Genomic DNA, 22,792 nt, shown 5'->3' on the forward strand with positions numbered 1-22,792 from the left:
GCGTTATGCTTGCCGCAAGCCACCACGAGGCGGGGAGCGGATGGATTGTTTCGTCTACAAGAGCGTGCGCAAGACCGATACCTATATCTTCCTGCGCGAGGAAGAGGGCTTCGACGTCCTGCCCGACGCCCTGGCCGAGCAGCTCGGCGAGCTGGCGTTCGTGATCTCGCTGCAGCTCTCGCCGGAGCGCAAGCTGGCGCGCGAGGACGTCAACGCGGTCATGCGCAACCTGCGCGAGCAGGGCTTCCATCTGCAGTTGCCGCTGCCCGACGAGTCCTTCATGATGGGTCCGTCATGACGTCGGGCGCGCTCGGCGCGCCCGGCAGACCGCCGACGAGGCCGGCATGCCCGATTCCGTACTGACCCTGCTGTCCGGCCTGATCCGCCATCCCGCGACGCTGGTCGTGCTGCTGGCCCTGGACGCGGTCGTCATGACCCTGGTCTGTCGCGCGATCGGCTTCGGCCGCGAGCGCGGCGTCTGGCGCGATCTGGCCCGCTCGGGTCTGGTCGCGCTGGTGCTGCTGATCGGCTTCGCCGCGGTACTGACCGCGATCATGGCGGTGCCGGCGTGGTGGCTGCTGCATGCCCCGTCGGCGGCGACCGCGCTCGGTTCCTCGCTGGCGCTGCTGGCCGCGCTGTACGTGTTCTGGCGCTCGTGGCCGGCGCTGGCGCTGCCGTTCGAATGGGACGACGCCTACACGCGCGACGAGGGGCGTTCCTGGCTGTTCGCGGCCCTGCAGCGCAGCGTCGCGTTCGCTTGGCATCTGACCCGCGATTTCCGCAACAACCTGTTCCAGGGCCTGCCGGCCGCGGTCGGCGTGCTGCTGATCGTCGGCGGCGCGCTGGTCATGCCGACGGCCGGCGACCGCATCGCCGACGGGACGCGCCTGGTCGCGGCGCTGCTGTACCTGCTCGTCGTGGTGCCGCTGGCCTGTCTCGGCATCGCCGGCGGCTGCATCCGGCTGCTGCTGACGCGGCGCGGCCGCCGGCGCAGCCAGCCGGACCGGGCCGCACCGGCCGTGGAGGCGGCGTCCTCGCCGCTGCTGCCGCCCGGCATGGCGCGCGCCGAGCTCAATGCGATCGCGCTCAATGCCGCGCGCGCCGGCCAGGTCGATCTGGCGCTGGCCGCGATCGAGCACGGCGCCCATCCGGATACCGCGCCGGAAGGCCACGACCGCGACCAGCGCAGCGTGCTGATGGTCGCCGTGACGCAGCCGGATCTGCGGCTGCTGCGCACGCTGATCGGCCGCGGCGCCGACGTCAACCGCGCCCAGGCCGGACTGACGCCGCTGATCGCCGCGACGCGCGACAGCTACCAGGGCCGCCCCGACGCGGTGATGATGCTGCTCGCCAACGGCGCCGATCCGCGGCTGGCCGACGCGGCCGGCAACACCCCCTTGCATCATGCCGGCCTGTGCGTGGAGCCGGCGGTCGCCGCGCTGCTGGTCGATGCCGGCGCCGACGTCGACGCGATCAATCACGAAGGCCTGACCACGCTCGGCATCGCCTGCGCCAACGCCAACTGGACGATCGCCGGCTTCCTGCTCGACCGCGGCGCGCGCAGCGACGTCGCCGGCGCGCAGCCGGCCCTGATCCAGGCCGCCACGGTCGCCGAGGACGATCCGGCCGGCGTGCGCCTGCTGCTCAAGCGCAAGGCTGCGGTCGACGTGCGCGGCACGCTCGATCGCACCGCGCTGCTCGCCGCGGCGCTGGCCGGGCACGCCGCGATCGTCGAGGCCCTGCTCGCGGCCGGCGCCGATCCGAATCTTGCCGACCAGCACGGCACCACCGCGCTGATGGCCGCCGCCCAAGTCGGCGCAGTGCAGGTCGTCCATGCGCTCGGCCGGCGCAAGGTCGATCCGGACCGCGTCGACGTCAACGGCCGCACCGCGCTGATCGTCGCCTGCGCCTCGCGCCATGCCAGCGAGGACTGCGTGCGCGCGCTGCTGGCGCAGGGCGCCGATCGCGAACGCCGTGCCGGCGACGGCCGCCGCGCGCTCGACTACGCGGTCGCCGCCGGGCGCTGGCACATCGTCGCGCTGCTCGATCCGGCCTATCCGCTGCCGAGCAGCCTGGTCGGCACCACGCTGCCGATGGAGGCGGCCAGCGCCGAGCATCTGCTCGATGCGCTGCGCTTCGGCCACTGGCCGGTGGTGCAGGAATTCGCCGGCATGGTCCGCGACTGGCCGCAGAACGTGCTGGCCAGCATCTTCCTGGCGCTGCGCGACGCGGAGCATCGCGCGGCGCGCGACTGGCTGCTCAATCGCGCTCTGGACGTCGATGCGCGGATGGCCGACGGGCGCAGCCTGTTCGAGGCGCTGCTCGCCGAGCTGCCCGACGCCCACGAAGCGCTCGCCGAACTGGTCGCGCGCGGTGTCGCCGTCGGCGGAGCCGGCGTGCTCGCGCGCGTCCTGGCGGTCACCCCGGCCGACAAGCCCGGCCTGCCGCTGCGCCGTCTGGCGCGCGACCTGCTCGAGCGCGGTGCCGATGCCGCCGGACGCGCCGCCGGCGAGCGCACCGCGCTGCATCTGGCCGCTGCGCTCGGCGACGCCAACCTGCTCGATGCGCTGCTCGCGCGCGGCGCCGACCCGAACGCGCGCGACGTGGTCGGCCGCACGCCGCTGCATGCGGCGATGAAGCTCGAAGCCGCAGCCGCGGTGCCGCTGCTGCGCAGCCTGGTCGCTGCCGGTGCCGACCCGGAGATCGCCTCGGCGCACGGCGAAACCGCGCTCGGCCTCGCGCTGGCGCGGCCCGAGCGCGACTTGGCCTACTGGCTCAACTGGACGCGCTGGCATCTGCCGCGCCGCCGCCTGCGCGGCGAGGATCTGCCGGCCGCCGCCGCGCTCGGCGACCTCGACGCCGTCGAGCGCATGCTGGCGATGGGTGTCGCGCTCGACGGCACCGACGCGCAGGGCGCGACCGCGCTGGTGCGCGCCAGCGGCGCCGGCTACGCCGGTCTGGTCGCGCTGCTGCTCGATGCCGGCGCCGACCGGCACCACCTCACGCAGTCCGGCGCGCACGCGCTGTCGGCGGCGGTCAGCGCGCGGCGCGAGTCGGTCGTCGCGACCCTGCTCGAGCGCGGCGTGCCGGCGGATCTGCCGCTGCCCGGCGGCGGCACCGCGCTGATGGTCGCCGCGGCGCTCGGTCTGCCGCGCATCGCCGAGCTGTTGCTGCAGGCCGGCGCCGACGCCAATGCCGCCGACGATACCGGCATCGTCGCGCTGCACGCGGCGGCGCAGTTCGCGTTCAGCAGCCGCGACACGGCGACCGCGCATGCCTTGTTCGACACGCTGCTGCGCCATCGCGCCCTGCTCGAACAGCGCGACGAGGCCGGCTACGACACCCTGCTGCTGCTGCTCGGCGCGCGTGCCGACCCCGGCACGCCCTGCGATGCACGGCATCTGGCGCTGGTCGCCGGCCTGCTGGTCGAGCGCGGCGCGCCGCTGGATCGGCAGGACCAGCGCGGCGTCAGTCCGCTGCATGCCTGCGCGATGCATGGTCTGCTCGGCTGCGCGCGCCTGCTCAAGACGCGCGGCGCGCCGCTTGATCTGCCCGACCGCATGGGGCGCTCGCCCGGCGAGGTCGCCGCGCTGCTCGGCTATGCCGATCTGGCCGCCGAGCTCGGCGTCAACCGGCGCGCGATCCCGAGCGTGCGCCAGACCTTGCGCCGCCAGGTCATCGAATAGCCGGCGGCCGGACGCGGCCGCGGCGGGCAGGCCGCAGCGCCGTTCGTGCGTCCGGCCAGTGCCGCCCGGGCCGCGTCGTTGCCGAGCGCGGCACGGGCTCGTGCAGTCTCCACTCGGCACGGGCAGGCCCTCGTTTACCGGCAGCCTGCTAGTGTCGCCTCCGACGTCTTTCCATCGATCCGGGTCTCGCGCATGTCCATCGTTCCGTTCCGCCACGCATCCACCTGGGCGCCGCTGCTGCTGGCCGGCCTGCTCGCCGCCTGTTCGGGCTCCGACCGCACGCCGGCACCGGCCGCGCCGGCGGCACCCGCCGTCAATACGCAGCTGGCCAAGGAGATCGCGATGTACGAGGACCTCCTGAAGACGCAGAGCTACGAGCTGGCCGCGCCGATCGGCCAGGACATCGTGCAGCGCTTTCCGGACAGCCCGGAGGCGGCCAAGGTCAAGCAGACGCTGGCCGACGTGCAGGCCAAGGCCGAGGCGACGACGACGCGGCGGCGGCTGGAACGGCTGTGGTCATACCAGACCGGCACGTCCGAATCGGGCGGCACGCAGAACACCGCGTCGATCTACAGCAGCGGCGGCGCGGCCGAGGAGCGCATCCGGCTGGTGCTGCGCCGGCACAGCGAGTGGGGCCTCAGCGTCTACCTGTTCGGCAGCGGCAAGGGCTTCGTCTGCCGCGACGTCTGCAAGCTGCCGGCGACGTTCGACGGCCAGGCCGCCGCGATCGAGGCCTATCTGCCCGAGACCGGCGAGCCGGCGCTCTTCATCAAGGACGAGAAGGGCTTCATCGCGCGCATGAGCAAGACCGGCACGATCACGCTGGAGGCCACGCTCAAGGACGGCGGCAAGCGCCGCTTCGAGTTCGAGGTCGGCGGCTACGACGCGGCCAAGTTCCCGGAACTGGCCAAGAAGAAGTAGAGCACCCACGAAGCCAGCGCGAACGCGCAGGAGCACGATCATGGTCAAGAGCACCGCCGTCAGCGTGAGCGCCTATCTGGCCGAATTGCCCGAGGAGCGCCGGGCGGTGATCGCGCCGCTGCGCGATCTGATCGTGCGGCATCTGCCGCCGGGCTACGTCGAGACGATGAACTGGGGCATGATCTGCTATGAAGTCCCGCTCGAACGCTACGCCGGCACGTCCAACGGACAGCCGCTCGGCTACGCCGCCCTGGCCGCGCAGAAGAACGCTTACTCGCTGTATCTGATGAGTCTGTGCGAGGGTTCCGCACGCGAGCAGACCCTGCGCGACGCGTTCCGCGAGGCCGGCAAGAAGCTCGACTTCGGCAAGTCCTGCGTGCGCTTCAAGCGACTGCAGGATCTGCCGCTCGAAGCGCTCGCCGCGCTGATCGCCTCGACGCCGGTCGAGACTTTCGTGGCCGAGCACGAAGCGGCCCGCGCCGCGGCCGCGCGCGCGAAGAAGGCCTGATGGCCGCGGACCATCGCGTCAGCAGCTTTCCGCCGCAGGTCGGTCCGGATTGCCGGCTGCTGCTGCTCGGCAGCGTGCCGAGCGTGCGTTCGCTGGAGCTGCGTCAGTCCTACGGGCATCCGCACAACCTGTTCTGGCGCTTCATGGGCGAGATGTTCGACGCCGGACCGGACCTCCCCTATGCCGAACGGATCGGCCGTCTGCATGCGCTCGGCATCGGCATCTGGGACGTGCTGCGCGACTGCGAGCGGCCCGGCAGTCTCGACGCCTCGATCGTACGCGCCAGCGAGGTGCCCAACGACATCGCCGGCCTGCTGCGGACCCAGCCGCGCCTGCGCACGATCGCGCTCAACGGCGGCAAGGCGCAGGAGGCGTTTCGCCGTCTGGTCCGGCCGACGCTGCCGGCCGGGTTCGAGGAAAGCCTGACCGTGCTCGCGCTGCCGTCGACGAGCCCGGCCAATGCGTCGATGCCGGTCGCGGTCAAGCGCGAGCGCTGGCGCGTGCTGCTCGATTACGTCGACCCCGCCGCGCGCACGGCGGCGGAGTAAGCTGTCGGGGTTTTCTTCGCCCCGAGGAGTCACCCCCAATGCGATCCCTGATCCTGTCGGCCGCGCTGCTGGCCTTCGTCGGGTACGGCGTCACCGCGCCGCAGGCCGGCGCGGCCGAGATGGCGACCGCCGGCCCGCAAGCCGGCCAGGCCGCGCCCGATTTCCGTCTGCAAGACCAGAAGAGCCGCTGGCACACGCTCGACCAGTACCGCGGCCACTGGGTCGTGGTGTACTTCTATCCGAAGGACTTCACGCCCGGCTGCACGACCCAGGTCTGCGCGTTCCGCGACGACATCGCGCAGCTGCGCAAGGCCGGTGCCGACGTGCTCGGCGTCAGTCTCGACGACGTCGCCTCGCATGCCGAGTTCGCCGAGAAGCATCAGGTGCCGTTCCCGCTGCTGGCCGATATCGACAAGTCCACGGCGCGCCGCTACGGCGTGCTCGCCGAGCGCATGGGCATGTCCTACGCGCGGCGCGAGACCTTCCTGATCGATTCGCAGGGCCGCGTGGCGCGGCGCTACGTCGACGTCGATCCGGAGCAGAACGTCAAGGACGTGCTCGCCGACCTGGACCGCTTGAAGCGCGAACAGGCGATGCCATCGGCCGGCTGAACCGCGCTGCCGACAAGTTTCGCCCCGTTCAGGCTCGTCGCCCAAAACTGAACGCCCTTCAGAGGAGGACGACACCATGGCAACACGTGCAGGGTTGGCAGGCGTGGCCGCGGCCGCGCTGATGATCGGTGCGATGAGCGCGACGCCGGCGCGCGCGGCCGATCTGGATTGCAAGCTGCGCTTCACGCTGAGCGGCTGGGCCGCGGTGGTCAAGCACGCGGAGGGGACCGGCACGGTCACCTGCGAGAACGGCCAGTCGATGCAGGTCAAGATCGAAGCCAAGGGCGGCGGCCTGACCGTCGGCAAGTATCGGATCGACGACGGCCGCGGCACGTTCTCGGACGTGCGTACGATCAACGACGTGCTCGGCACCTACGCCGAGGGCGAAGCGCAGGCCGGCGCGGTCAAGTCCGGCTCCGCGCAGGTGCTGACCAAGGGCACCGTCTCGCTGGCGCTTGCCGGCACCGGCGAGGGCGTGGGTCTCGGCGTCAGCGTCGGCGCGTTCACGATCAGCCGCGTCAAGTAGGCCTCCCCCATCACGATCGGCTCGACGGCGCCCCGAGGGGCGCCGTTTTTTTGCCCGCCATCGAAGTTTTCAAATGACGCCGATGCACACGCGTAGGATGCCGCCGTGCCCGCCGATGCGGGACGAGGGGCGCTCCGCACGTCGCGGAACGCAGGTTCACTTGAGAGGGAGTCAGCCATGTCCTTGGGCAAGCGTACGGCGGCCGAGTTTCTCGGCACGTTCTGGTTGGTATTCGGCGGCTGCGGCAGCGCAGTGCTCGCCGCGGCATTTCCGCAGCTCGGCATCGGGTTCGCCGGTGTCGCACTCGCGTTCGGCCTCACCGTGGTGACGATGGCCTATGCGGTCGGCCACATCTCCGGCGGGCATTTCAATCCGGCGGTCTCGATCGGCCTGCTCGCCGGCGGCCGCTTTCCGGCGCGCGATTTCATTCCGTACGTGATCGCCCAGGTGCTCGGCGCGATCGCCGCCGGCGGCGTGCTGTATCTGATCGCCAGCGGCAAGAGCGGCTTCGACGTCTCGGCCGGCTTCGCGTCGAACGGCTACGGCGCGCTGTCGCCGGGCGGCTATTCGCTGACGGCCGCGCTGGTCGCCGAGATCGTGCTGACCGCGTTCTTCGTGCTGATCATCATGGGTGCGACCGACGGCCGCGCGCCGGCCGGCTTCGCGCCGCTGGCGATCGGCCTGGCGCTGACGCTGATCCACCTGATCAGCATTCCGGTGACCAATACCTCGGTCAATCCGGCGCGCAGCACCGGCGTGGCGGTATTCGCCGGCGGCGCGCACCTGGCCCAGCTCTGGGCGTTCTGGGTCGCGCCGCTGATCGGCGGTGCGATCGGCGGCATCGTCTACCGCGGCCTGTTCGAGCCGGCCCGGCGCTGAGCGTCGCGGAACCGGCGGACGCGAGATCCGCCGGTTCCCTCATGCATCGTTGCACCCGCGGTGCGTGCAAGGGTGGGGCGGCGCGATCGTCGTATCGCGATCCGGCCCGGAACCCGCGGCCGGCGCTTGCGCTCAGCCGCGGTGTTCGCGCGCGAGGTAGTCCTCGCTCTGCATCTCGATCAGGCGCGACTCGGTCCGCGCGAACGCCGCGCGCAGCCGGTTGCCGTCGTACAGATCGATGATCGGCGTCGCCGCCGACAGCACCAGCTTGACGCCGCGGTCGTAGAGCTCGTCGACCAGCTCGACGAAGCGCAGGGCCGCGTCCTCGGTCTGAGGCGTGAACTGCGGGACGTTGGACACCAGCAGGGTGTGGTAGCTGCGCGCCAGCTCGATGTAGTCGGCCACGCCGCGCGGCCCCTCGCACAGCGCGGCGAAATCGAACCAGATCACGCCGGCCGCGGCGCGTCGCACCGGCACCGGCCGCTCGTTCAGCGTCAGCGTGAAATCGACCTGCTCGGCGCCGTGCGCGACGCGGCGGAACGTCGCCAGCATGCGTCGCTCGGCCTCCGGTCCGGGCGGCGTGTGGTAGACCGGCGCCTGCTTGAGCGCGCGCAGCCGCCAGTCGTGCGGCGAGGCCAGTTCGACCGTCTCGCAATGCGTCTGGATGGCCGCGATCGCCGGCAGGAAGCGGTCGCGCTGCAGCCCGTCGCGGTAGAGCTCGGACGGCGGCGTGTTCGACGTGGTGACCAGCACCACGCCCTCGGCGAACAGGGCCTTGAGCAGGTTGCCGAGGATCATCGCGTCGCCGATGTCGCTGACCAGGAACTCGTCCAGGCACAGCAGGCGCGCCTGCGCCGCGGTGCGCCGCGCGACTTCGACCAGCGGGTCGGCGCGACCGGCCAGCGCCTTGAGGTCGTGATGGACCTCTTGCATGAAGCGATGGAAATGCACGCGCCGCTTGGCCGCGATCGGCAGGCTGTCGACGAACAGCTCGGTCAGGAAGGTCTTGCCGCGGCCGACCCGGCCCCACAGATACAGGCCGCGCGGCGCCTCGCGTGTGCGGCGCCCGGTCAGGCGCTGCCACAGCGGCAGCGGGCGCTCGGCCTCGACCACGGCGTGCCAGATCCGGTCCAGCGCCGGCAGGGCCGCTTCCTGGGCCGGATCGGACTGCCAGTATCCGGCCGCCGCACCAGCGCGATAGCGCGCGCTCGGCGGCTGAGGCGGGTCGTGCGCGGCTTCGGTCACGGCGGCGCGTTCGGCGAAACGCAGCGGCCGCTCATGCCGCCGGCGGCAGGTGCGGCTGCAGCGCGTTCTTGAGCAGGCCGCGCAGGTCCATCAGGCGGCGATGGAAGAAATGGCCGGTCTCGGGCATGCGCACGAGCTGCGGCGGCTCGGCCAGCGTCTCGATCCAGTCGAACACCGCCGCCGGATCGACGACCTCGTCCTCCTCGCCCTGCACGACCAGCCATGGGCAGTCCGGCAGCGTGATCTGCGAGAAGTCCCAGCGTCCGACCGGCGGCGCGACCGTGACCAGGGCCGCCGCGTCCAGACGCTGCGCATTGCGCAGCGCAACGTAGCTGCCGAACGAGAAGCCGGCCAGCCAGACCGCGTCGCCGGGCCGCACCTCGCGCACCCAGGCCACGATCGCGGCCAGATCGTCCGACTCCCCGTTGCCTTCGTCGTAGCGGCCTTCGGACGCGCCGACGCCGCGGAAGTTGAAGCGCACCGTCGCCAGGCCGAGCTCGCGCAGCGCGCGCTCGATGATCGTGACGACCTTGTTGTGCATCGTGCCGCCCTGCAGCGGGTGCGGGTGGCAGATCACCGCCGTGCCGGCGCGCGCGGTGCCCGGCTCCGGCACTGCGCAGGCCAGCTCGATCGCGCCGGCGGGACCCGGCAGCAGCAGGCCCGCCGCGTCGGCGGGGAAGGCGGTGGGGCGGGAAGGAGACGAGGCATTCATCGGATAGCGATAATAAGGGATGCGATGCCCCGATCGGCCATGTGCCGTGTCGACCCGAGCGGCCGGCCGGTGAATCACCTCGCGCACGCCCTGCTGGCCGGCGCCGAGCCGGAGCGGATGCTCGGCAGCCTGATGGGCGATTTCGTGCGCGGCACGGTCGACCCGGCCCTGCCGGCGCTGCGCCGCGAGGGTATCGCGCAGCACCGCGCGATCGACCGCTACACCGACGCGCATCCGCAGGTGGCCGCTGCGCGCGGCCTGTTCGCGCCACCGTTCCGGCGCTATGCCGGCATCGTGCTCGACGTGTGGTTCGACCATCTGCTCGCACGCGACTTCGCGCAGTGGTCCGGCGAGCCGCTGGCCGATTTCAGCTTGCGCGTGCAGCGCCTGCTGCACGGTCACGACGCGGTGCTGCCGGACGGGCTGCGGCGGTTCTCGCGCTATCTGCACGCGAACGATCTGCCGCTGCGCTACCGCGAGCGCGCGATGATCGGCCGCGTGCTGGCCGGTGTCGGCAGCCGTCTGAGCCGGTCCAATCCGCTGGCCGAAGGGCTCGACGCGATCGCGCCGATCGAGCCGCAGCTCGACGCGGCCTTCGCCGCGTTCTTTCCGGATCTGGTCGAGTTCGCGCGCCGGCCCGAACGCTGGCGCGCCTGATCGCGCAACGCGGCGGGTGCCCGCGATCGGGCACCCGCCGCCGGGTCTCAGCTCTCGTAGGCGGATTCGCCGTGGTAGGTGATGTCCAGACCCTCGCGTTCCTCTTCCTCGGTCACGCGCAGGCCGAACACCAGCTTGGCGACGAAGAACGAGACCGCCGAGACGATGCCGATCCAGACAATCGTGATGCCGACGCTGAGCGCCTGGACGCCGACCTGCGCGCCGATCGCGTAATCGGCCGCGCCGGTGCCGCCGAGCGACGGCGCCGCGAACACGCCGGTCAGGATCGCGCCGACGATGCCGCCTATGCCGTGCACGCCGAACACGTCCAGGCTGTCGTCGGCGCCGAGCAGGCGCTTGAGGCCGGTCACGCCCCAGACGCAGATCACGCCGGCGGCCAGGCCGATCACGATCGCGCCGAACGGCCCGACCAGGCCGGCCGCCGGCGTGATGCCGACCAGGCCGGCGACCGCGCCGGAGGCGCCGCCGAGCACCGAGGGCTTGCCCTTGGTGATCGCCTCGACCAGCGACCAGGCCAGCACCGCCGCGGCCGTCGCGAACAGCGTATTGATGAAGGCCAGCGCCGCGCCGGCGGTCGCCTCGAGGTTGGAGCCCGCGTTGAAGCCGAACCAGCCGACCCACAGCAGCGAGGCGCCGACCATCGTGAAGGTCACGTTGTGCGGCTTGATCGCCTCGCGGCCGAAGCCGGTGCGCTTGCCGACCAGGTACGCGCCGACCAGACCGGCGATGCCGGCATTGATGTGCACGACGGTGCCGCCGGCGAAGTCCAGCGCGCCCTTCTCGAACAGGTAGCCGCCGGCCGCCCAGACCATGTGCGCCATCGGCAGGTAGCCGAACGTGAACCACAGCACCGAGAACAGCAGCGCCGCCGAGAACTTGATGCGCTCGGCGAACGCGCCGACGATCAGTGCGCCGGTGATGCCGGCGAACGTCGACTGGAACGCGATGAACACGTACTCGGGCAGCTTGACGTTGTCGGTGAAGGTGTCGGCCAGCGAGTCGATCGTGACGCCGGACAGGAACAGCTTGTCGAACGAGCCGATGAACGCGCCGCCGCCGGCGAACGCCAGGCTGTAGCCGTACACCGCCCACAGGATCACCAGCAGCGAGAACACGGTCAGCACCTGCATCAGCACCGACAGCACGTTCTTGGCGCGCACCATGCCGCCGTAGAACAGCGCCAGGCCCGGCACCGTCATCAGCAATACCAGCAGGGTCGAGGTCAGCATCCAGGCGACGTCGCCCTTGTCGACGACCACCGGCGCGGCCTCCTGGGCGAACGCGAGCGACGGGAAGGCGGCCATCGTCACGCCCCAGAGCAGGGCCAGGCCGGTCAGCGGACGGTGCTGCCACCGTGTCGAGAGTCGATTGTTCATGGCTTCCTCGCGATGGGAGTTCAAAGGGCGTCCGCGCCGACTTCGCCGGTGCGGATGCGGATGACCTGTTCGATGGCGGCGACGAAGATCTTGCCGTCGCCGGTCTTGCCGGTGGCCGCGGCGGTCTGGATCGCCTCGAGCACGGCGTCGACGCGGTCGTCGGTGACGACGGTTTCGATCTTGATCTTGGGCAGGAAGTCGACGACGTACTCGGCGCCGCGATAGAGCTCGGTATGGCCCTTCTGGCGGCCGAAGCCCTTGACCTCGGTGACGGTGATGCCGGACACGCCCGCTTGCGAAAGCGCTTCGCGGACCTCGTCGAGCTTGAACGGTCGGACGATGGCGGTGATCAGTTTCATGGGGTTCTCCGTGAGCGAGGCGTCGCCTCAGAACGACTTGGTCAAGGTCACGACGCCGGTGGACTTGCCGAGGTTCTTGCCGAAGGCGTTGGTGTAGTAGTCCTCGTCGGCGTTGGTGTCGACGTAGGCGGCCGACAGCGAATAGCCCTGGCCGAAGTCGTAACCGATGCCGACCTTCCAGTCGGTGTAGTCGGCGCCGCTGGTGCCGTCGATCGTCTGCCGGCCCACGTGCAGGTCCAGCGTCCAGACCTCGGCGAACGGCAGGCTGTAGTTGAGTTCGACGTAGTCGCTGTGCTTCGAATCGGCCCAGCCGAACGTATTGGTCAGCGCGTAGGAGTACTTGAGCGTCAGCTCGGTCCAGCTCAGCGCGGCGTAGACCTCGGTCGTGTTCGGGCTGACGAAGCCGGTCGGGTAGCGGCCCGGATAGAAGTAGCGCAGCACGCCGACGTCGTAGCCGAAGTCGCTGTCGCCGAAGCTGTTGGAGAAGCCCGCGTAGGCGTCGAGCTCGACGCTGCTGGACACCTCGTCGGAGGCGTCGGACAGCCAGCTGACGTTGCTGCCCCAGACGCCGGCGTAGAAGCCGCTGGCGTGGTCGTACTGGACGCCGCCCTGCAGGGCCGGCTTGCGATTGGTCTGCGTCGTACCGCGGAAGATGTAGTCGCTGGTCAGCGCGAACGAGCCGCTGAACGGCGCTGCCGCCTCGTCCTGGGCATGGGCCGATACGGCCAGACAACACACGATCGGAACGGACACGCACAACGCCGAGAGTCGCTTGTTCATGACGGGCCTCTTGCTGGTGTGGGATCGGGGTCAACGCCCTCCCGGTTCAGCAAGCGACATGCCATCCATGCTGCGGCGCATCAGGCCTTATTTATCAAATATTTATCCTCGGCTGCAGGCGAGGATGAGCCGCCGGGCGCACCAGGCTGGTGCGCCGCGACAGCGGACTTGCACAAGCGCAGGGCGGCCGCGCTCATGCGGGGCCGCAACGAAAAACGCCGCCTGACGGCGGCGTTTCGATCGCAAGAAGTGGTGGAACCGGCGGTTTACTTGACCTGCTCGATCATCCACTCGACGGTTGCGCGGACCTGTTCGTCGGTCAGTGCCGGATTGCCGCCGCGCGGCGGCATCATGCCGCTGCTGCCGGTGTAGCCCTCGATCGCATGCTTGACCAGCGTATCGACGCCCTCGGCCAGACGCGGGCCCCAGTGCGCCTTGTCGGTCAGCTTCGGGGCGCCGCCGGCGCCGGTGCCGTGGCAGCTCTGGCAGAGGTTGCCGAAGATCACGCTGCCGTCGGTGGTGCCGCCGTAGGCCACCTGCGAGGCGGCCGCCTGGGCAGCGGCCTCCTGCGCGGCCAGCATCGCGGCGCGGCCGGTATCGCCGGCGTAGACGCCGCCGACCGGCGCCAGACGCGTGTCGACGACCTTGGTCTGATCGGTGTTGGTGGGCGACGGGTTGCCCGCGTAGATGTGCATGGCCAGCGCGAACAGGCCGATGGCGACCAGGACCAGGAACAGGATCAGCATCGAGAAATGCTTGAGGAAGGCCAGGTCGGTCTTGTTTACGGGATTGCTCACGAATCCACCTCGGTAGCGGGTAGCTAAAGCGGCTGCCGGCAAAGGGTCCGCACGAACGCTCCGGCCGGGGATGACCCGCCCGGATCGTCCAACAGGCCAAAAAGACGCGCAAGTATAGCCAGCCGCCCCAGGCCACGAAAGGGCGCCAAGGTCGCAGGCGCATGGATCAACGCCGCGCGACACGCTATGATCGCCACCCCGCGGCGGCCTCCCGGCCGCTCCTCGGCGGCAGTTCCCTTCCGCGGACACGCCGACACCCGCAACAACGCGCCCGTAGCTCAGCCGGATAGAGTAGTGGCTTCCGAAGCCATTGGTCGGGGGTTCGAATCCCTCCGGGCGCGCCATTTCTTTCGAGTCGACGCCCGTTTCGGCCAGTGGTAGCGGGCGACGGGGAAGCCAGGCTGATGCCGGTCGTGCGCCGGCTTTCGACCCCGTAAGGTACCGCGCGCTCCATACGCGCAGCGGTCGGCTGACGCGATGGAGCGCTGCAGTCCGTTCCGCTCGGCCAGCGCTTCAGCGAAGCGGTCTGGTGACATCAGCGGGCTTGCGATGCGCCTCACTCAAACCCGCTCGCGAAGATCTCGTCGATCAGGATCGAGTGATGGGCGAGGATGAAGATGTCGCTCTTGCCGTTGCCGTCGTTGGGGTCGATGTCGCTGGCGGTCGATTCGAACACCATCGACAGTCCCGAGCCGTTGACGGACATCGTGTAGCCGGACGGCCGGTTGCCGGGTGCGCTGCCGACGCCGGTGCTCAGCAGCTCCGGTGCGCCGGCACCGGGCACGAACAGGAAGACCTGCGAGTTGGAGAACGCGCCATTGGGCAGCGGGCAGGCCATCATGACCGAGCCGACGCTGGAGATCGCCGAGACGTTGCAACTGTCGTAGTTGCTCGAGGCGACCAGCGGCGGGCGCGGGATCGCGATCGTCGTTTGGGTCTGGCGGTCGCGCAGATAGATGCCGCTGTTGCTGTTGATGTTGGCGCCGTCGGCATAGCCCAGACCGCCGTAGCCGGGGGCCTGGAACGTCACGAAGCGGCCGCTCGGCGAGATCGACTGCCGGCCCGGAAAGGCGGTCGACGAGGGGCCGTCGGCGCCGACCCGGCTGATCAGCTCGGTGGTATTGGCCTGCAGGTCGCGCACGTAGATCTGCACGTCGCCGGCACCCGCCAGCATCTCGACGTGGCACAGCATCGCGATGTAGCGGCCGTCGTCGGAGAGTGCGTGCGGCCCGATCGTGCAGCGCCCGCCGGAGGGGCTGCCGTTGGCCTTGACCGATGCCATCTCGATCTGGCCGGTGATCATGTCCTTGACGAAGATCTCCTGACCGTTCGCAGCCGGCACGCCGAAGTTGGCGGCGGCCGTCTCGATCGCCACGTAGCGGCCGTCGGCGGAGATCGACACGGTGTCGTCGCCGGTGCCCGACTCGGCCGGCTGGCCGGCGGCGTTGGCGCTGGCCACTTCGAGGCCGCCGGTCAGGCGGTCCTTGCGCGCGACCTGCCAGCTCGGGCCGATGTTGGCGATGCCGTAGGTCAGGAACGTCACGTAGCGGCCGTCGCCGGAGACGGCCGGCGCCTCGCCGCGGAAGACCGTGCCGTCGGGCATGCTCGAAACGACGTCGATGACGCCGGTCATCAGATCGACCGCGACGGCGCGGTTGCCGTTGTACGGATTGCCGCCCCAGTTGCTGGCGTCGCTCGAGAACACGACCGTGCGGCCGTTCGAGGACAGGCTGACGTTCTTGGACTCGCCGTTGGGCTCGATGCCGGCTGCGGGCGTGATGCGTCCGTAGAGGAAGCCGGCATGGGCGGCGCCGGACAGCAGCGAAAGGCCCGATACGAACAGGGCGGAAACGAGGGGGCGGCGCAGCGCGACGAGGTTCATGAACGGCTCCGGGGCAGGGGGTCTTCCCTCCCAATACGCAGTTCCCCGGCGAGTCCCCCAATGGCGCGACCGAACCGGCAACGGACCCGCGATGCGGCCGCCGGCAACGAGCCGGTCCGCCGGCACGCGTCGCCGTGATCCGCGCTCGATCAGTGGTCCTGCCGCCGGCATGCGGACACGGCGACGAGCGACGCTGGCCGCCGCACCGGCACCAGACTCAGAGCTGAGCGATCCACTGCCGGACGATGCCGAGCACGGCCGCTTCGTGCTCGGCCAGCGCCTCGGACGAGGCCAGCGTCAACACGCAGCGGTCGGTGGCGGGCCAGGTCAGCAGGCCGGCCGGGTCGTCGATCCGGAACGCGCGCGCATCGCGCCTGCCCTTGGCACCGGTGTGCAGCACCAGTTGGATCTGCCGCGGCGGGTGCAGCTTGAACGTCGCGAAGTGGTCGTCGAGTTTGAAGCTCGGCGCATTCCACTTGATCTCCTCGCCGATGCGCGGGTCCAGGCCGAGGATCAGGCCGCGCAGGCGCTCGATGCCGGTGCGGTGCGGATGATCGGACCGGGCCAGGAACTGCGCGACGGAAGACGCGGCTTCGGTTGCAGGCTTCGGTTTGCGCGGGGCCATCGCGGCGGTCTGCTCCGGATTCGGGGTGAGTAGCGGCATCGCTGCATCGGGCCGCTGCGTCGCGACCGTGGTCCGGTCGTGTCGGCGGCTCGATGCGCGCTGCGTCCGCCCGACGGTCGGTGCTGCCGCGTCAGCAGGCGCCCTGCCGGCGGACATGCAGTGTGCACGATCAGGCATACGCCAGCGTCGCGGCCGTCAGCGCGACGTAGCGTCCGGTCTTGGCGATCGCGACCAGGGTCACGAACACGCCGAGGCGTTCGCGCATCACGCCGGCGACCAGGGTCAGCGGATCGCCGACGATCGGCAGCCAGCTCAGCAGCAGCGTCCAGCGGCCATAACGGCGGTACCAGCGCGTCGCGCGCGCCAGCGCCGGCGGCTTGACCGGAAACCACGGCCGGTCGCTGTAGCGGTCGAGGCCGCGCCCGAGATACCAGTTGACGATCGAGCCGAGCACGTTGCCGATGCTGGCGACCGTCACCAGCAGCCACGGCCGGTAACCGGCCTGCAGCAGGCCGACCAGCACGGCCTCGGACTGCGCCGGCAGCAGCGTGGCCGCGACGAAGGCGGCGATGAACAGTCCCGCATAGGCCATCGCGCGATAATACGGGCGCGTACGAGGCGCGCGGCGTCGCACCGCGACCGGCGTCGTGTCGCTTCGAAAGGTGCCGTGTTTCCGCCGCCCGGTCCGCGACGACCGGCCCGCAACGGCCGTGTTCCGGGCGCCTGGGGCATCGACGGCGGCGCGGCCGGCCGGTATAGTCCGCGCCGTCATTGGGGAGTAGCCGCCTCCGCACAGGAGGAGCCGACGTCAACACACTTGGGTCGTCACGACCATGGCGTCGGCAGCATCCGCCAGGCGAGACCTTTGACCTTGCACTCCACAGCCGGGGCCGGCGATGGAGGGCAGGGTCATCGGTGTTCGATCGCCAGCCCCAGGATCATCTCGAGTGGAAGCCCTCATCGCGTCGTTCGGCATGGTCGCCATCGCCGAAATCGGCGACAAGACCCAGCTGCTGTCGTTCGTCCTGGCCGCCCGGTTCCGCGGACAGCATGAGCGCATCATCGCCGGCATCTTCATCGCCACGATCGTCAATCATCTGTTCGCGGCCGCGGTCGGCGGCTGGGTCGCCGGACACGTCGGTCCCGACCTCATGCGCTGGATCCTCGGTCTGGCGTTTCTCGGCTTCGCGGTCTGGGCGCTGATCCCCGACACGCTCGACGAGGATGCCAGGCCGCCGCGCTACGGTGCCTTTGCGACCACGCTGGTGCTGTTCTTCCTGGCCGAGATGGGCGACAAGACCCAGCTCGCCACGGTCGCGCTCGGCGCCCAATACGCCAGTCTGGCGATGGTCGCGGTCGGCACCACGCTCGGCATGATGGCGGCCAACGTGCCGGCCGTGCTGATCGGCGAGAAGCTCGCGCAGCGATTCCCGATCTCGAAGATGCGCTTCGCCGCTGCGGCGCTGTTCGCGCTGTTCGGCCTGCTGATCCTGCTGAAGGTCGATTTCAGCCTCGGTCTGCTCGGGTCCTGACGCGATGGCGTCTGGACCCGCCCGCGCAACGGGTGAGCGGCGCGGCATCGGCGCGTCGCGCGCATCGCGCCGCGTGCGAGCGCCGTCGCCGGGCGATCCGGCAACGATGATAGGATTCGGCCGATCGCCTGCGCCCACGACACGCCGCCTATCATGGATCCGTCGCCCACCCGGGAACAGCATCTGCTGGTCGTCGACGACGATGTGGACATCCTCGATCTGGTCCGCCGCTATTTCGGCGCACAGGGCTTCCGCGTGAGCGGCGTCGCCGACGGTGCGTCGATGCGTGCGGCGCTGGCGCAGGGGCCGGTCGATCTGGTGCTGCTCGATCTGGGCCTGCCCGGCGAGGACGGTCTGGACCTGACGCGCTATCTGCGTACGCACTGGGGCGGCCCGGTCATCATCGTCACCGGCCGCGGCGAGTCGGTCGACCGCGTGGTCGGCCTCGAGCTCGGCGCCGACGACTACGTCACCAAGCCGTTCGATCTGCGCGAACTGCTCGCGCGCATCCGCAGCGTGCTGCGCCGCAGCCGCAGTGCCGGCACGGCCGCGAGCGCCGATGCGGCGCCGGCGGCGGCGGACGAGGGCATGGTGTGCTTCGCGGGCTTCCGCCTCGACCCGGCCGCGCGCGAGCTGCGCACCGACGGCGGCGAGCCGGTGGCGCTGACCGCCGGCGAGTACGCGCTGCTGCAGGTGTTCCTCGACCGGCCCAATACCGTGCTCTCGCGCGACCATCTGATCTCGCGCCTGCACGGCCGCGACGCCGGACCGTACGATCGCGCGGTCGACGTGCAGATCGGCCGCCTGCGCCGCAAGCTCGAGGCCGATCCGGCGCGGCCTGCGCTGATCAAGTCGGTGCGCGGCGCCGGCTATCTGTTCACGGCCCGGCCGCAACGCGGATGAGCGCGGCGCCGGCCGAGCACGAAGCCCTGTTCCGCGCGCTGTTCGAAACGGCGCCCGACGCGATGATCGTGGTCGACCGCGACGGCACGATCGTGCTCGCCAATACGCAGGCCGACCGCCTGTTCGGCTATCCGGAGCGCGGTCTGTACGGCCTCGGGCTGGAGTGCCTGCTGCCCGAGCGCCTGCGCGGCGGCCACAGCGCGCACCGCGACCGCTTCATGTCCAATCCGCGCGTGCGGCCGATGGGCGCCGGCTTCGAGCTGGTCGGCATGCGCCGCGACGGCACCGAGTTTCCGGTCGAGATCGGCCTCAGCCCGGTGCACGGCGGCGCCACGCCGCTGTACGCGGCCTCGATCCGCGACATCTCCGAGACGCAGCGCGCGCGTCAGGCGCTGGCGCGTGCGCGCTACGACGCGGTGATCGGCGAGGTCGGGCGGCTGGCGCTGGAATCGCACGATTACGAGACCCTGCTCGGGCGCCTGCCGCACCGCGTCGCCGAGGCGCTCGGCGTCGACGCGGTCGCCGTGCTGATCGCCGGCACCCAGCGCTACGACCTGCACGTGCGCGCGCATGCCCAGGTGCCGCCGGCACTGCTCGACCGGCTGCCGGACCTGCTCGGCATCATGGCCTGGAGCACGCGGCTGGCGACGCCCGATCGCGCCGCGCTGACGCTGGCCGAGTTCGACGTCAGGGACGAGGGCGGCCTGCGCGCGGCGGCGGCCGCGCACGGCTACGTCGACGCGGCGCTGCTGCCGCTGTTCGACCGCTACGAGCCGACCGGCGCCTTGCTCGCGTTCGCGGCCGACGCGCGCGCGTTCGACCGCGACAAGCTCAACTTCCTGCAGTCGATCGGCCATCTGCTGAGCGCGGCGCTGCAGCGCAACCGCAGCGAGGAGCAGCTCGCGCATGCGCAGCGGCTCGACGCGATCGGCCAGCTGACCGGCGGCGTCGCGCATGACTTCAACAATCTGCTGACGGTGATCTCGGGCAATCTGCAGCTGCTCGAGGACGATACGCTCGGCCTCGAGCGCGGACCGATCATCCAGAGCGCGCTGCGCGCGGTCGGCAACGGCGCGGCGCTGACGCGCAAGCTGCTGGCGTTCGCGCGGCGCCAGCACCTGTCGCCGCGGCCGATCGCGCCGCGCGCCTGGCTCGCCGACCTGTCGGCGCTGCTGACGCGCACGCTCGGCGAGGCGGTGCGGATCCGCATCGAATGCGCCTCGCCGCTGCCGGAGGTCTTCGCCGATCCGGGCGAGCTCGACGCGGCCCTGGTCAACCTCGCGCTCAATGCGCGCGATGCGATGCCGCGCGGCGGCGAGCTGACGATCGCGGCCGGCGCCTACGAGGGCGGCGACGCGCCGGCGGCCGAACTGGCACCCGGCCGCTACGTCGAGATCAGCGTGACCGACACCGGCATCGGCATGGCGCCGGACGTGCTGGCGCGCGCGCTCGAGCCGTTCTACACGACCAAGTCCGCCGGCAAGGGCAGCGGCCTGGGCCTCAGCATGGTCTACGGCTTCGTCAAGCAGTCCGGCGGCACGATGTCCGTCGACAGCCAGCTCGGCTATGGCACGCGCGTCGCGCTGTACCTGCCGGCCGCGGCGGAGAATCGCGAGAGCGCACCGCCCCGTGTGCAGACCGCCGTCGCGCGCGGCGGCGAGACCGTGCTGGTGGTCGAGGACGAGCCGGACGTGCGCGAGGTCGCGATCGCGTTCCTGCATTCGCTCGGCTACGCCAGCCGCGTCGCCGCCAGTGCCGAGGAGGCGCTGGAGCGGCTGCGCGCCGAGCCGGTCGATCTGTTGTTCTCGGACGTGATCCTCGGCAGCGGCATGACCGGCGTCGATCTCGCACACGAGGCGCGCCGGCTCTATCCGGGCCTGCCGGTGCTGCTGGTGTCGGGTTACGAGCAGGCCCTGCTCGACGACGCCAAGGACGGCGACCTCAAGCTGTTGCGCAAGCCCTATGGCCGCGACGAGTTCGCCGCGGCGATCCGCCAGGCGCTCGACGCGTCCTGAAGGTTCAGTGCACGGCCCCGGCGCCGTGACGCAGGCCGTCGGCGTCGAGGATGCGGATCTCGCGGCGCTGCACCTCGATGTGGCCGAGCGCGTCCAGGCGCGACAGGGCGCGGCTGACGGTCTCGTGCTTGAGCGCGAGGTAGCTGGCCATGTCGGCGCGGCTCATGCGCAGGATGAAGTGCCGGCCGCTGAAGCCGAGTCGCGCATGACGCTCGGCCAGGTCGAGCAGGAACGCCGCGACGCGGCGTTCGGCGCCAAGCGTGCCGAGCGCGAGCATCCAGAGCCGGTCGCGGCGCACCTCTTCGGCCAGCGCCGAGGTCAGCCGCGCCTGCAGCGCCGGAATGCGCAGGCAGGCCGTCAGCATCGGCGGGTACGGCAGTTCCCAGACCTCGCCGTCCTCGAGCGCGACCACGTCGCAGGCGAAATGGCTCAGACCGATCGACTCCACGCCGATCAGGTCGCCGCGCATCCGGAAGCCGGTGACCTGCTCGCGGCCGTCCTCGGCCAGCTCGCAGGTCTTGAAGCAGCCGACGTTGACCAGGAACAGCGCCGCGAACGGCTGGCCGGCGCGATACAGGTACTGGCCCTGGCTGATCTTGCGGCGGATCGCCGGCACATGCGCCTGCAGCTCGGCCAGGCCGATCTCGTCGTGGCGCTCGAAGGTGGTCGTGGGCGCACGGCCGGCGCTGCGCGGGGCGGACGTGAGGGAGGCGGTGGCGGTGGTCATCGGAATCGTTCCGGGCGGGCGCTGCTGCGCGAACGGTGCCCAGACTAGGCGGCGCCGCGCACGCGGCGACGACTGCTCCGCAACGATCGGTAACGCTGTGTAACCGGCGTGTAACCGATGGCGCCTCGCGTGGACTTGATCCCGCTCAAGTCGGGTGTACGCGGCGATCCGATACTCGCTGTTCTCGAAACCGCGCGCCCCGAGGTCCGGGGCCTTATGCATCGCACTTCTCCTTTCATCGATCCCGCCTCGGTCGAAGCCTGGGACAGCTGGTTCCGCTGGCGCGAGCGCGGCCGCCTGCGCGATCTCGACGTCGAGGCGACCTGGCGGCGCGTCGTCACGGCGCTGACGTCCTCGCCACAGGCGTCGCCGCCGCCGGCCGAGCTGCTCGAGGCCTGCGCGTCGTGGCGGCTGCTGCTCGACGAGCGGATCCTGGCCAGCGCCGGCACGCCCGAGGCGTCCTGGCCCGACGACGGGCTGGTCGCGCTGGTCAACGTGCCGGTCTTCGTCCGCGGCCGGTTCGGCGCCGATGCCGCGATCGACCGTGCCTCGCTGGCGCAGACCGCGCGTCTGGCGGTGACCGCACTCGACGCGGCGGCCGATGCGGCGAGGCCGGACGGCGGGCGATCGCGCAGTCTGCGCATCGGCCTGACCGGCATGGCCGACGCGCTGGCGCTGCTCGGCGTCGGCTACGGGTCCGAGGCGGGCCGGCGCCAGGCCGCCGAGATCGCGCGTCTGCTCGCGCAGGCCTGTCTCGAAGCCGGCGTCCGGCTCGCCTGCGACCGCGGGGCCGATCCCGGCGGCGCCGCGCTGCCGCTCGAACGCGCGCGCCTGCGCGGCTGGCCGGCCGAGCTGATGCGCGATCTCGCGCGCCACGGCGTGCGCTACGCCTCGTTGACCGCGATCACCGCGCAGCCGCGACTGGCCCTGCTCGCCAACAACGTCAGCGACGGGCTCGATCCGTTGCCGGCCAAGCGTTCGCGCGTCTTCGACGCGGCGGCGCCGCGCGCGCCGGTCTCGGGCGGCTATGCGCTCAATCTGCGCCGCACCCGCGCCGCGCCGCCGACCGCGGCGTTCGCGACCGGCGCCGAGCTGCCCCCGGACGCGATCCGGGCGATGCGCGCGGCCGTGCAGCCGTGGATCGATGCGCCGATCGCCGGAGCGCTGACGCCGCCCTCGTCAGCCGGCGTGCCGGAATCCGAGGCGGTATGCGGCCGGGCCGGGCGTTCGCCGCGAGTCGATTCGGCCTAGCGCGGCGTCGGCCGCTGGCCCGGCACCGGCGTCGCGGCTACCGGGCCGGCGCGATTCCATCTGGCCGCCGCCTGCTGGCCGGCGCCGAAGCTGGCCGCACCGCGGCATCCGGGCCGACGGATCGCATCGGCGTGACGCGCCTCGTCGGATTGCCGCGTTCGCCGTCGAGCCATGGCCCTGTGCCGGCCGCTGCGACTTTCCGCTTCGGCCCGCTGCGGGCGGCGCGGATGC

General features: G+C 71.3%; 23 protein-coding genes, 1 tRNA gene and 1 riboswitch. Of the genes, 14 read left to right on the top strand and 10 right to left on the bottom strand.

The window, feature by feature from the left end:
- Window positions 1–40 precede the first annotated feature (40 nt).
- From VMR06_RS04365 to aqpZ, 8 genes are all read left to right on the top strand, one after another.
- Window positions 41–298 (top strand): YcgL domain-containing protein, encoded by a 258-nt coding sequence (locus VMR06_RS04365; RefSeq protein ID WP_325373399.1) that lies wholly within the window; start codon window positions 41–43, stop codon window positions 296–298.
- A gap of 46 nt (window positions 299–344) precedes the next feature.
- Entirely contained in the window at window positions 345–3,686 is a 3,342-nt protein-coding gene (locus VMR06_RS04370) for an ankyrin repeat domain-containing protein (protein WP_325373401.1), read from the top strand.
- A 192-nt stretch (window positions 3,687–3,878) separates the two neighbouring features.
- Window positions 3,879–4,607, top strand: a complete 729-nt coding sequence (locus tag VMR06_RS04375) for a hypothetical protein (protein ID WP_325373403.1) — start codon at window positions 3,879–3,881, stop codon at window positions 4,605–4,607.
- Between the two features lie 40 nt (window positions 4,608–4,647).
- On the top strand, window positions 4,648–5,115 hold the full coding sequence (locus VMR06_RS04380) for a DUF1801 domain-containing protein (RefSeq protein ID WP_325373405.1): 468 nt from the start codon (window positions 4,648–4,650) through the stop codon (window positions 5,113–5,115).
- On the top strand, window positions 5,115–5,663 hold the full coding sequence (locus VMR06_RS04385) for a DNA-deoxyinosine glycosylase (protein ID WP_325373407.1): 549 nt from the start codon (window positions 5,115–5,117) through the stop codon (window positions 5,661–5,663). The genes VMR06_RS04380 and VMR06_RS04385 overlap by 1 nt, the downstream gene beginning before the upstream one ends.
- Window positions 5,664–5,701: 38 nt before the next feature.
- Window positions 5,702–6,274: a peroxiredoxin gene (locus VMR06_RS04390; RefSeq protein WP_325373409.1), complete on the top strand. Its 573-nt coding sequence runs from the start codon at window positions 5,702–5,704 to the stop codon at window positions 6,272–6,274.
- A gap of 76 nt (window positions 6,275–6,350) precedes the next feature.
- A complete protein-coding gene (locus tag VMR06_RS04395) occupies window positions 6,351–6,800 on the top strand; it encodes a hypothetical protein (protein ID WP_325373411.1) in 450 nt (149 codons plus the stop codon).
- A 177-nt stretch (window positions 6,801–6,977) separates the two neighbouring features.
- Window positions 6,978–7,679 carry an aquaporin Z gene (gene aqpZ, locus VMR06_RS04400; RefSeq protein WP_325373413.1) on the top strand — a complete coding sequence of 234 codons (702 nt, stop codon included), beginning with the start codon at window positions 6,978–6,980 and terminating at the stop codon, window positions 7,677–7,679.
- Window positions 7,680–7,811: 132 nt separating this feature from the next.
- Here the strand turns inward: aqpZ and zapE are convergent, their stop codons facing one another.
- Both zapE and VMR06_RS04410 read right to left on the bottom strand, forming a co-directional pair.
- Entirely contained in the window at window positions 7,812–8,924 is a 1,113-nt protein-coding gene (gene zapE / locus VMR06_RS04405) for a cell division protein ZapE (protein WP_325373415.1), read from the bottom strand.
- A gap of 31 nt (window positions 8,925–8,955) precedes the next feature.
- Window positions 8,956–9,636: an alpha/beta hydrolase gene (locus tag VMR06_RS04410; RefSeq protein WP_325373417.1), complete on the bottom strand. Its 681-nt coding sequence runs from the start codon at window positions 9,634–9,636 to the stop codon at window positions 8,956–8,958.
- A 69-nt stretch (window positions 9,637–9,705) separates the two neighbouring features.
- Between VMR06_RS04410 and VMR06_RS04415 the strand changes: the two genes are divergently transcribed.
- On the top strand, window positions 9,706–10,293 hold the full coding sequence (locus VMR06_RS04415; protein WP_325373418.1) for an ACP phosphodiesterase: 588 nt from the start codon (window positions 9,706–9,708) through the stop codon (window positions 10,291–10,293).
- A 47-nt stretch (window positions 10,294–10,340) separates the two neighbouring features.
- Here the strand turns inward: VMR06_RS04415 and VMR06_RS04420 are convergent, their stop codons facing one another.
- From VMR06_RS04420 to VMR06_RS04435, 4 genes are all read right to left on the bottom strand, one after another.
- Complete coding sequence (locus VMR06_RS04420) at window positions 10,341–11,618, bottom strand: ammonium transporter (protein ID WP_414648069.1); 1,278 nt, start codon at window positions 11,616–11,618, stop codon at window positions 10,341–10,343.
- A 92-nt stretch (window positions 11,619–11,710) separates the two neighbouring features.
- Entirely contained in the window at window positions 11,711–12,049 is a 339-nt protein-coding gene (locus tag VMR06_RS04425; RefSeq protein WP_325373422.1) for a P-II family nitrogen regulator, read from the bottom strand.
- A gap of 27 nt (window positions 12,050–12,076) precedes the next feature.
- Entirely contained in the window at window positions 12,077–12,829 is a 753-nt protein-coding gene (locus VMR06_RS04430) for a TorF family putative porin (protein WP_325373424.1), read from the bottom strand.
- A gap of 266 nt (window positions 12,830–13,095) precedes the next feature.
- A complete protein-coding gene (locus VMR06_RS04435; RefSeq protein WP_325373946.1) occupies window positions 13,096–13,575 on the bottom strand; it encodes a c-type cytochrome in 480 nt (159 codons plus the stop codon).
- A 318-nt stretch (window positions 13,576–13,893) separates the two neighbouring features.
- Here VMR06_RS04435 and VMR06_RS04440 point away from each other — a divergent pair.
- A tRNA-Arg gene (locus VMR06_RS04440) sits at window positions 13,894–13,970 on the top strand.
- A gap of 212 nt (window positions 13,971–14,182) precedes the next feature.
- Here the strand turns inward: VMR06_RS04440 and VMR06_RS04445 are convergent.
- From VMR06_RS04445 to VMR06_RS04455, 3 genes are all read right to left on the bottom strand, one after another.
- Complete coding sequence (locus VMR06_RS04445) at window positions 14,183–15,508, bottom strand: hypothetical protein (RefSeq protein ID WP_325373426.1); 1,326 nt, start codon at window positions 15,506–15,508, stop codon at window positions 14,183–14,185.
- A gap of 217 nt (window positions 15,509–15,725) precedes the next feature.
- Window positions 15,726–16,172, bottom strand: a complete 447-nt coding sequence (locus VMR06_RS04450; RefSeq protein ID WP_325373429.1) for a DUF1801 domain-containing protein — start codon at window positions 16,170–16,172, stop codon at window positions 15,726–15,728.
- A 130-nt stretch (window positions 16,173–16,302) separates the two neighbouring features.
- Window positions 16,303–16,725, bottom strand: coding sequence for a YqaA family protein (locus VMR06_RS04455; RefSeq protein ID WP_325373433.1), 423 nt, complete (start codon window positions 16,723–16,725; stop codon window positions 16,303–16,305).
- 169 nt (window positions 16,726–16,894) lie between these two features.
- Window positions 16,895–17,076: riboswitch (yybP-ykoY riboswitch) on the top strand.
- 4 nt (window positions 17,077–17,080) lie between these two features.
- Here VMR06_RS04455 and VMR06_RS04460 point away from each other — a divergent pair.
- From VMR06_RS04460 to VMR06_RS04470, 3 genes are all read left to right on the top strand, one after another.
- A complete protein-coding gene (locus VMR06_RS04460) occupies window positions 17,081–17,665 on the top strand; it encodes a TMEM165/GDT1 family protein (protein ID WP_325373436.1) in 585 nt (194 codons plus the stop codon).
- 153 nt (window positions 17,666–17,818) lie between these two features.
- Complete coding sequence (locus VMR06_RS04465; protein ID WP_325373439.1) at window positions 17,819–18,568, top strand: response regulator transcription factor; 750 nt, start codon at window positions 17,819–17,821, stop codon at window positions 18,566–18,568.
- Entirely contained in the window at window positions 18,565–20,583 is a 2,019-nt protein-coding gene (locus VMR06_RS04470) for a PAS domain S-box protein (RefSeq protein WP_325373442.1), read from the top strand. Before VMR06_RS04465 ends, VMR06_RS04470 begins: the two co-directional genes overlap by 4 nt.
- Window positions 20,584–20,587: 4 nt before the next feature.
- Here the strand turns inward: VMR06_RS04470 and VMR06_RS04475 are convergent, their stop codons facing one another.
- Window positions 20,588–21,310, bottom strand: coding sequence for a Crp/Fnr family transcriptional regulator (locus VMR06_RS04475; RefSeq protein WP_325373444.1), 723 nt, complete (start codon window positions 21,308–21,310; stop codon window positions 20,588–20,590).
- A gap of 216 nt (window positions 21,311–21,526) precedes the next feature.
- Here VMR06_RS04475 and VMR06_RS04480 point away from each other — a divergent pair, with 216 nt between their 5' ends.
- Window positions 21,527–22,561 carry a hypothetical protein gene (locus tag VMR06_RS04480; protein WP_325373446.1) on the top strand — a complete coding sequence of 345 codons (1,035 nt, stop codon included), beginning with the start codon at window positions 21,527–21,529 and terminating at the stop codon, window positions 22,559–22,561.
- Window positions 22,562–22,792: the final 231 nt, after the last annotated feature.

It is taken from the genome of Dokdonella sp. (assembly GCF_035511235.1).
Lineage (GTDB): Bacteria > Pseudomonadota > Gammaproteobacteria > Xanthomonadales > Rhodanobacteraceae > Dokdonella.

Excerpts from the sequence above, each read along its gene's own strand:
- VMR06_RS04365 (WP_325373399.1), top strand. The coding sequence starts at position 41 with ATGGATTGTTTCGTCTACAAGAGCGTGCGCAAGACCGATACCTATATC.
- aqpZ (WP_325373413.1), top strand. The coding sequence starts at position 6,978 with ATGTCCTTGGGCAAGCGTACGGCGGCCGAGTTTCTCGGCACGTTCTGG.
- VMR06_RS04470 (WP_325373442.1), top strand. The coding sequence starts at position 18,565 with ATGAGCGCGGCGCCGGCCGAGCACGAAGCCCTGTTCCGCGCGCTGTTC.
- VMR06_RS04435 (WP_325373946.1), bottom strand. The coding sequence starts at position 13,575 with ATGCTGATCCTGTTCCTGGTCCTGGTCGCCATCGGCCTGTTCGCGCTG.
- VMR06_RS04390 (WP_325373409.1), top strand. The coding sequence starts at position 5,702 with ATGCGATCCCTGATCCTGTCGGCCGCGCTGCTGGCCTTCGTCGGGTAC.
- VMR06_RS04370 (WP_325373401.1), top strand. The coding sequence starts at position 345 with ATGCCCGATTCCGTACTGACCCTGCTGTCCGGCCTGATCCGCCATCCC.
- VMR06_RS04455 (WP_325373433.1), bottom strand. The coding sequence starts at position 16,725 with ATGGCCTATGCGGGACTGTTCATCGCCGCCTTCGTCGCGGCCACGCTG.
- VMR06_RS04430 (WP_325373424.1), bottom strand. The coding sequence starts at position 12,829 with ATGAACAAGCGACTCTCGGCGTTGTGCGTGTCCGTTCCGATCGTGTGT.
- VMR06_RS04450 (WP_325373429.1), bottom strand. The coding sequence starts at position 16,172 with ATGCCGCTACTCACCCCGAATCCGGAGCAGACCGCCGCGATGGCCCCG.
- VMR06_RS04445 (WP_325373426.1), bottom strand. The coding sequence starts at position 15,508 with ATGAACCTCGTCGCGCTGCGCCGCCCCCTCGTTTCCGCCCTGTTCGTA.
- VMR06_RS04385 (WP_325373407.1), top strand. The coding sequence starts at position 5,115 with ATGGCCGCGGACCATCGCGTCAGCAGCTTTCCGCCGCAGGTCGGTCCG.
- VMR06_RS04475 (WP_325373444.1), bottom strand. The coding sequence starts at position 21,310 with ATGACCACCGCCACCGCCTCCCTCACGTCCGCCCCGCGCAGCGCCGGC.
- VMR06_RS04380 (WP_325373405.1), top strand. The coding sequence starts at position 4,648 with ATGGTCAAGAGCACCGCCGTCAGCGTGAGCGCCTATCTGGCCGAATTG.
- VMR06_RS04375 (WP_325373403.1), top strand. The coding sequence starts at position 3,879 with ATGTCCATCGTTCCGTTCCGCCACGCATCCACCTGGGCGCCGCTGCTG.
- VMR06_RS04480 (WP_325373446.1), top strand. The coding sequence starts at position 21,527 with ATGCATCGCACTTCTCCTTTCATCGATCCCGCCTCGGTCGAAGCCTGG.
- VMR06_RS04420 (WP_414648069.1), bottom strand. The coding sequence starts at position 11,618 with ATGGCCGCCTTCCCGTCGCTCGCGTTCGCCCAGGAGGCCGCGCCGGTG.
- VMR06_RS04410 (WP_325373417.1), bottom strand. The coding sequence starts at position 9,636 with ATGAATGCCTCGTCTCCTTCCCGCCCCACCGCCTTCCCCGCCGACGCG.
- VMR06_RS04465 (WP_325373439.1), top strand. The coding sequence starts at position 17,819 with ATGGATCCGTCGCCCACCCGGGAACAGCATCTGCTGGTCGTCGACGAC.
- VMR06_RS04395 (WP_325373411.1), top strand. The coding sequence starts at position 6,351 with ATGGCAACACGTGCAGGGTTGGCAGGCGTGGCCGCGGCCGCGCTGATG.
- VMR06_RS04425 (WP_325373422.1), bottom strand. The coding sequence starts at position 12,049 with ATGAAACTGATCACCGCCATCGTCCGACCGTTCAAGCTCGACGAGGTC.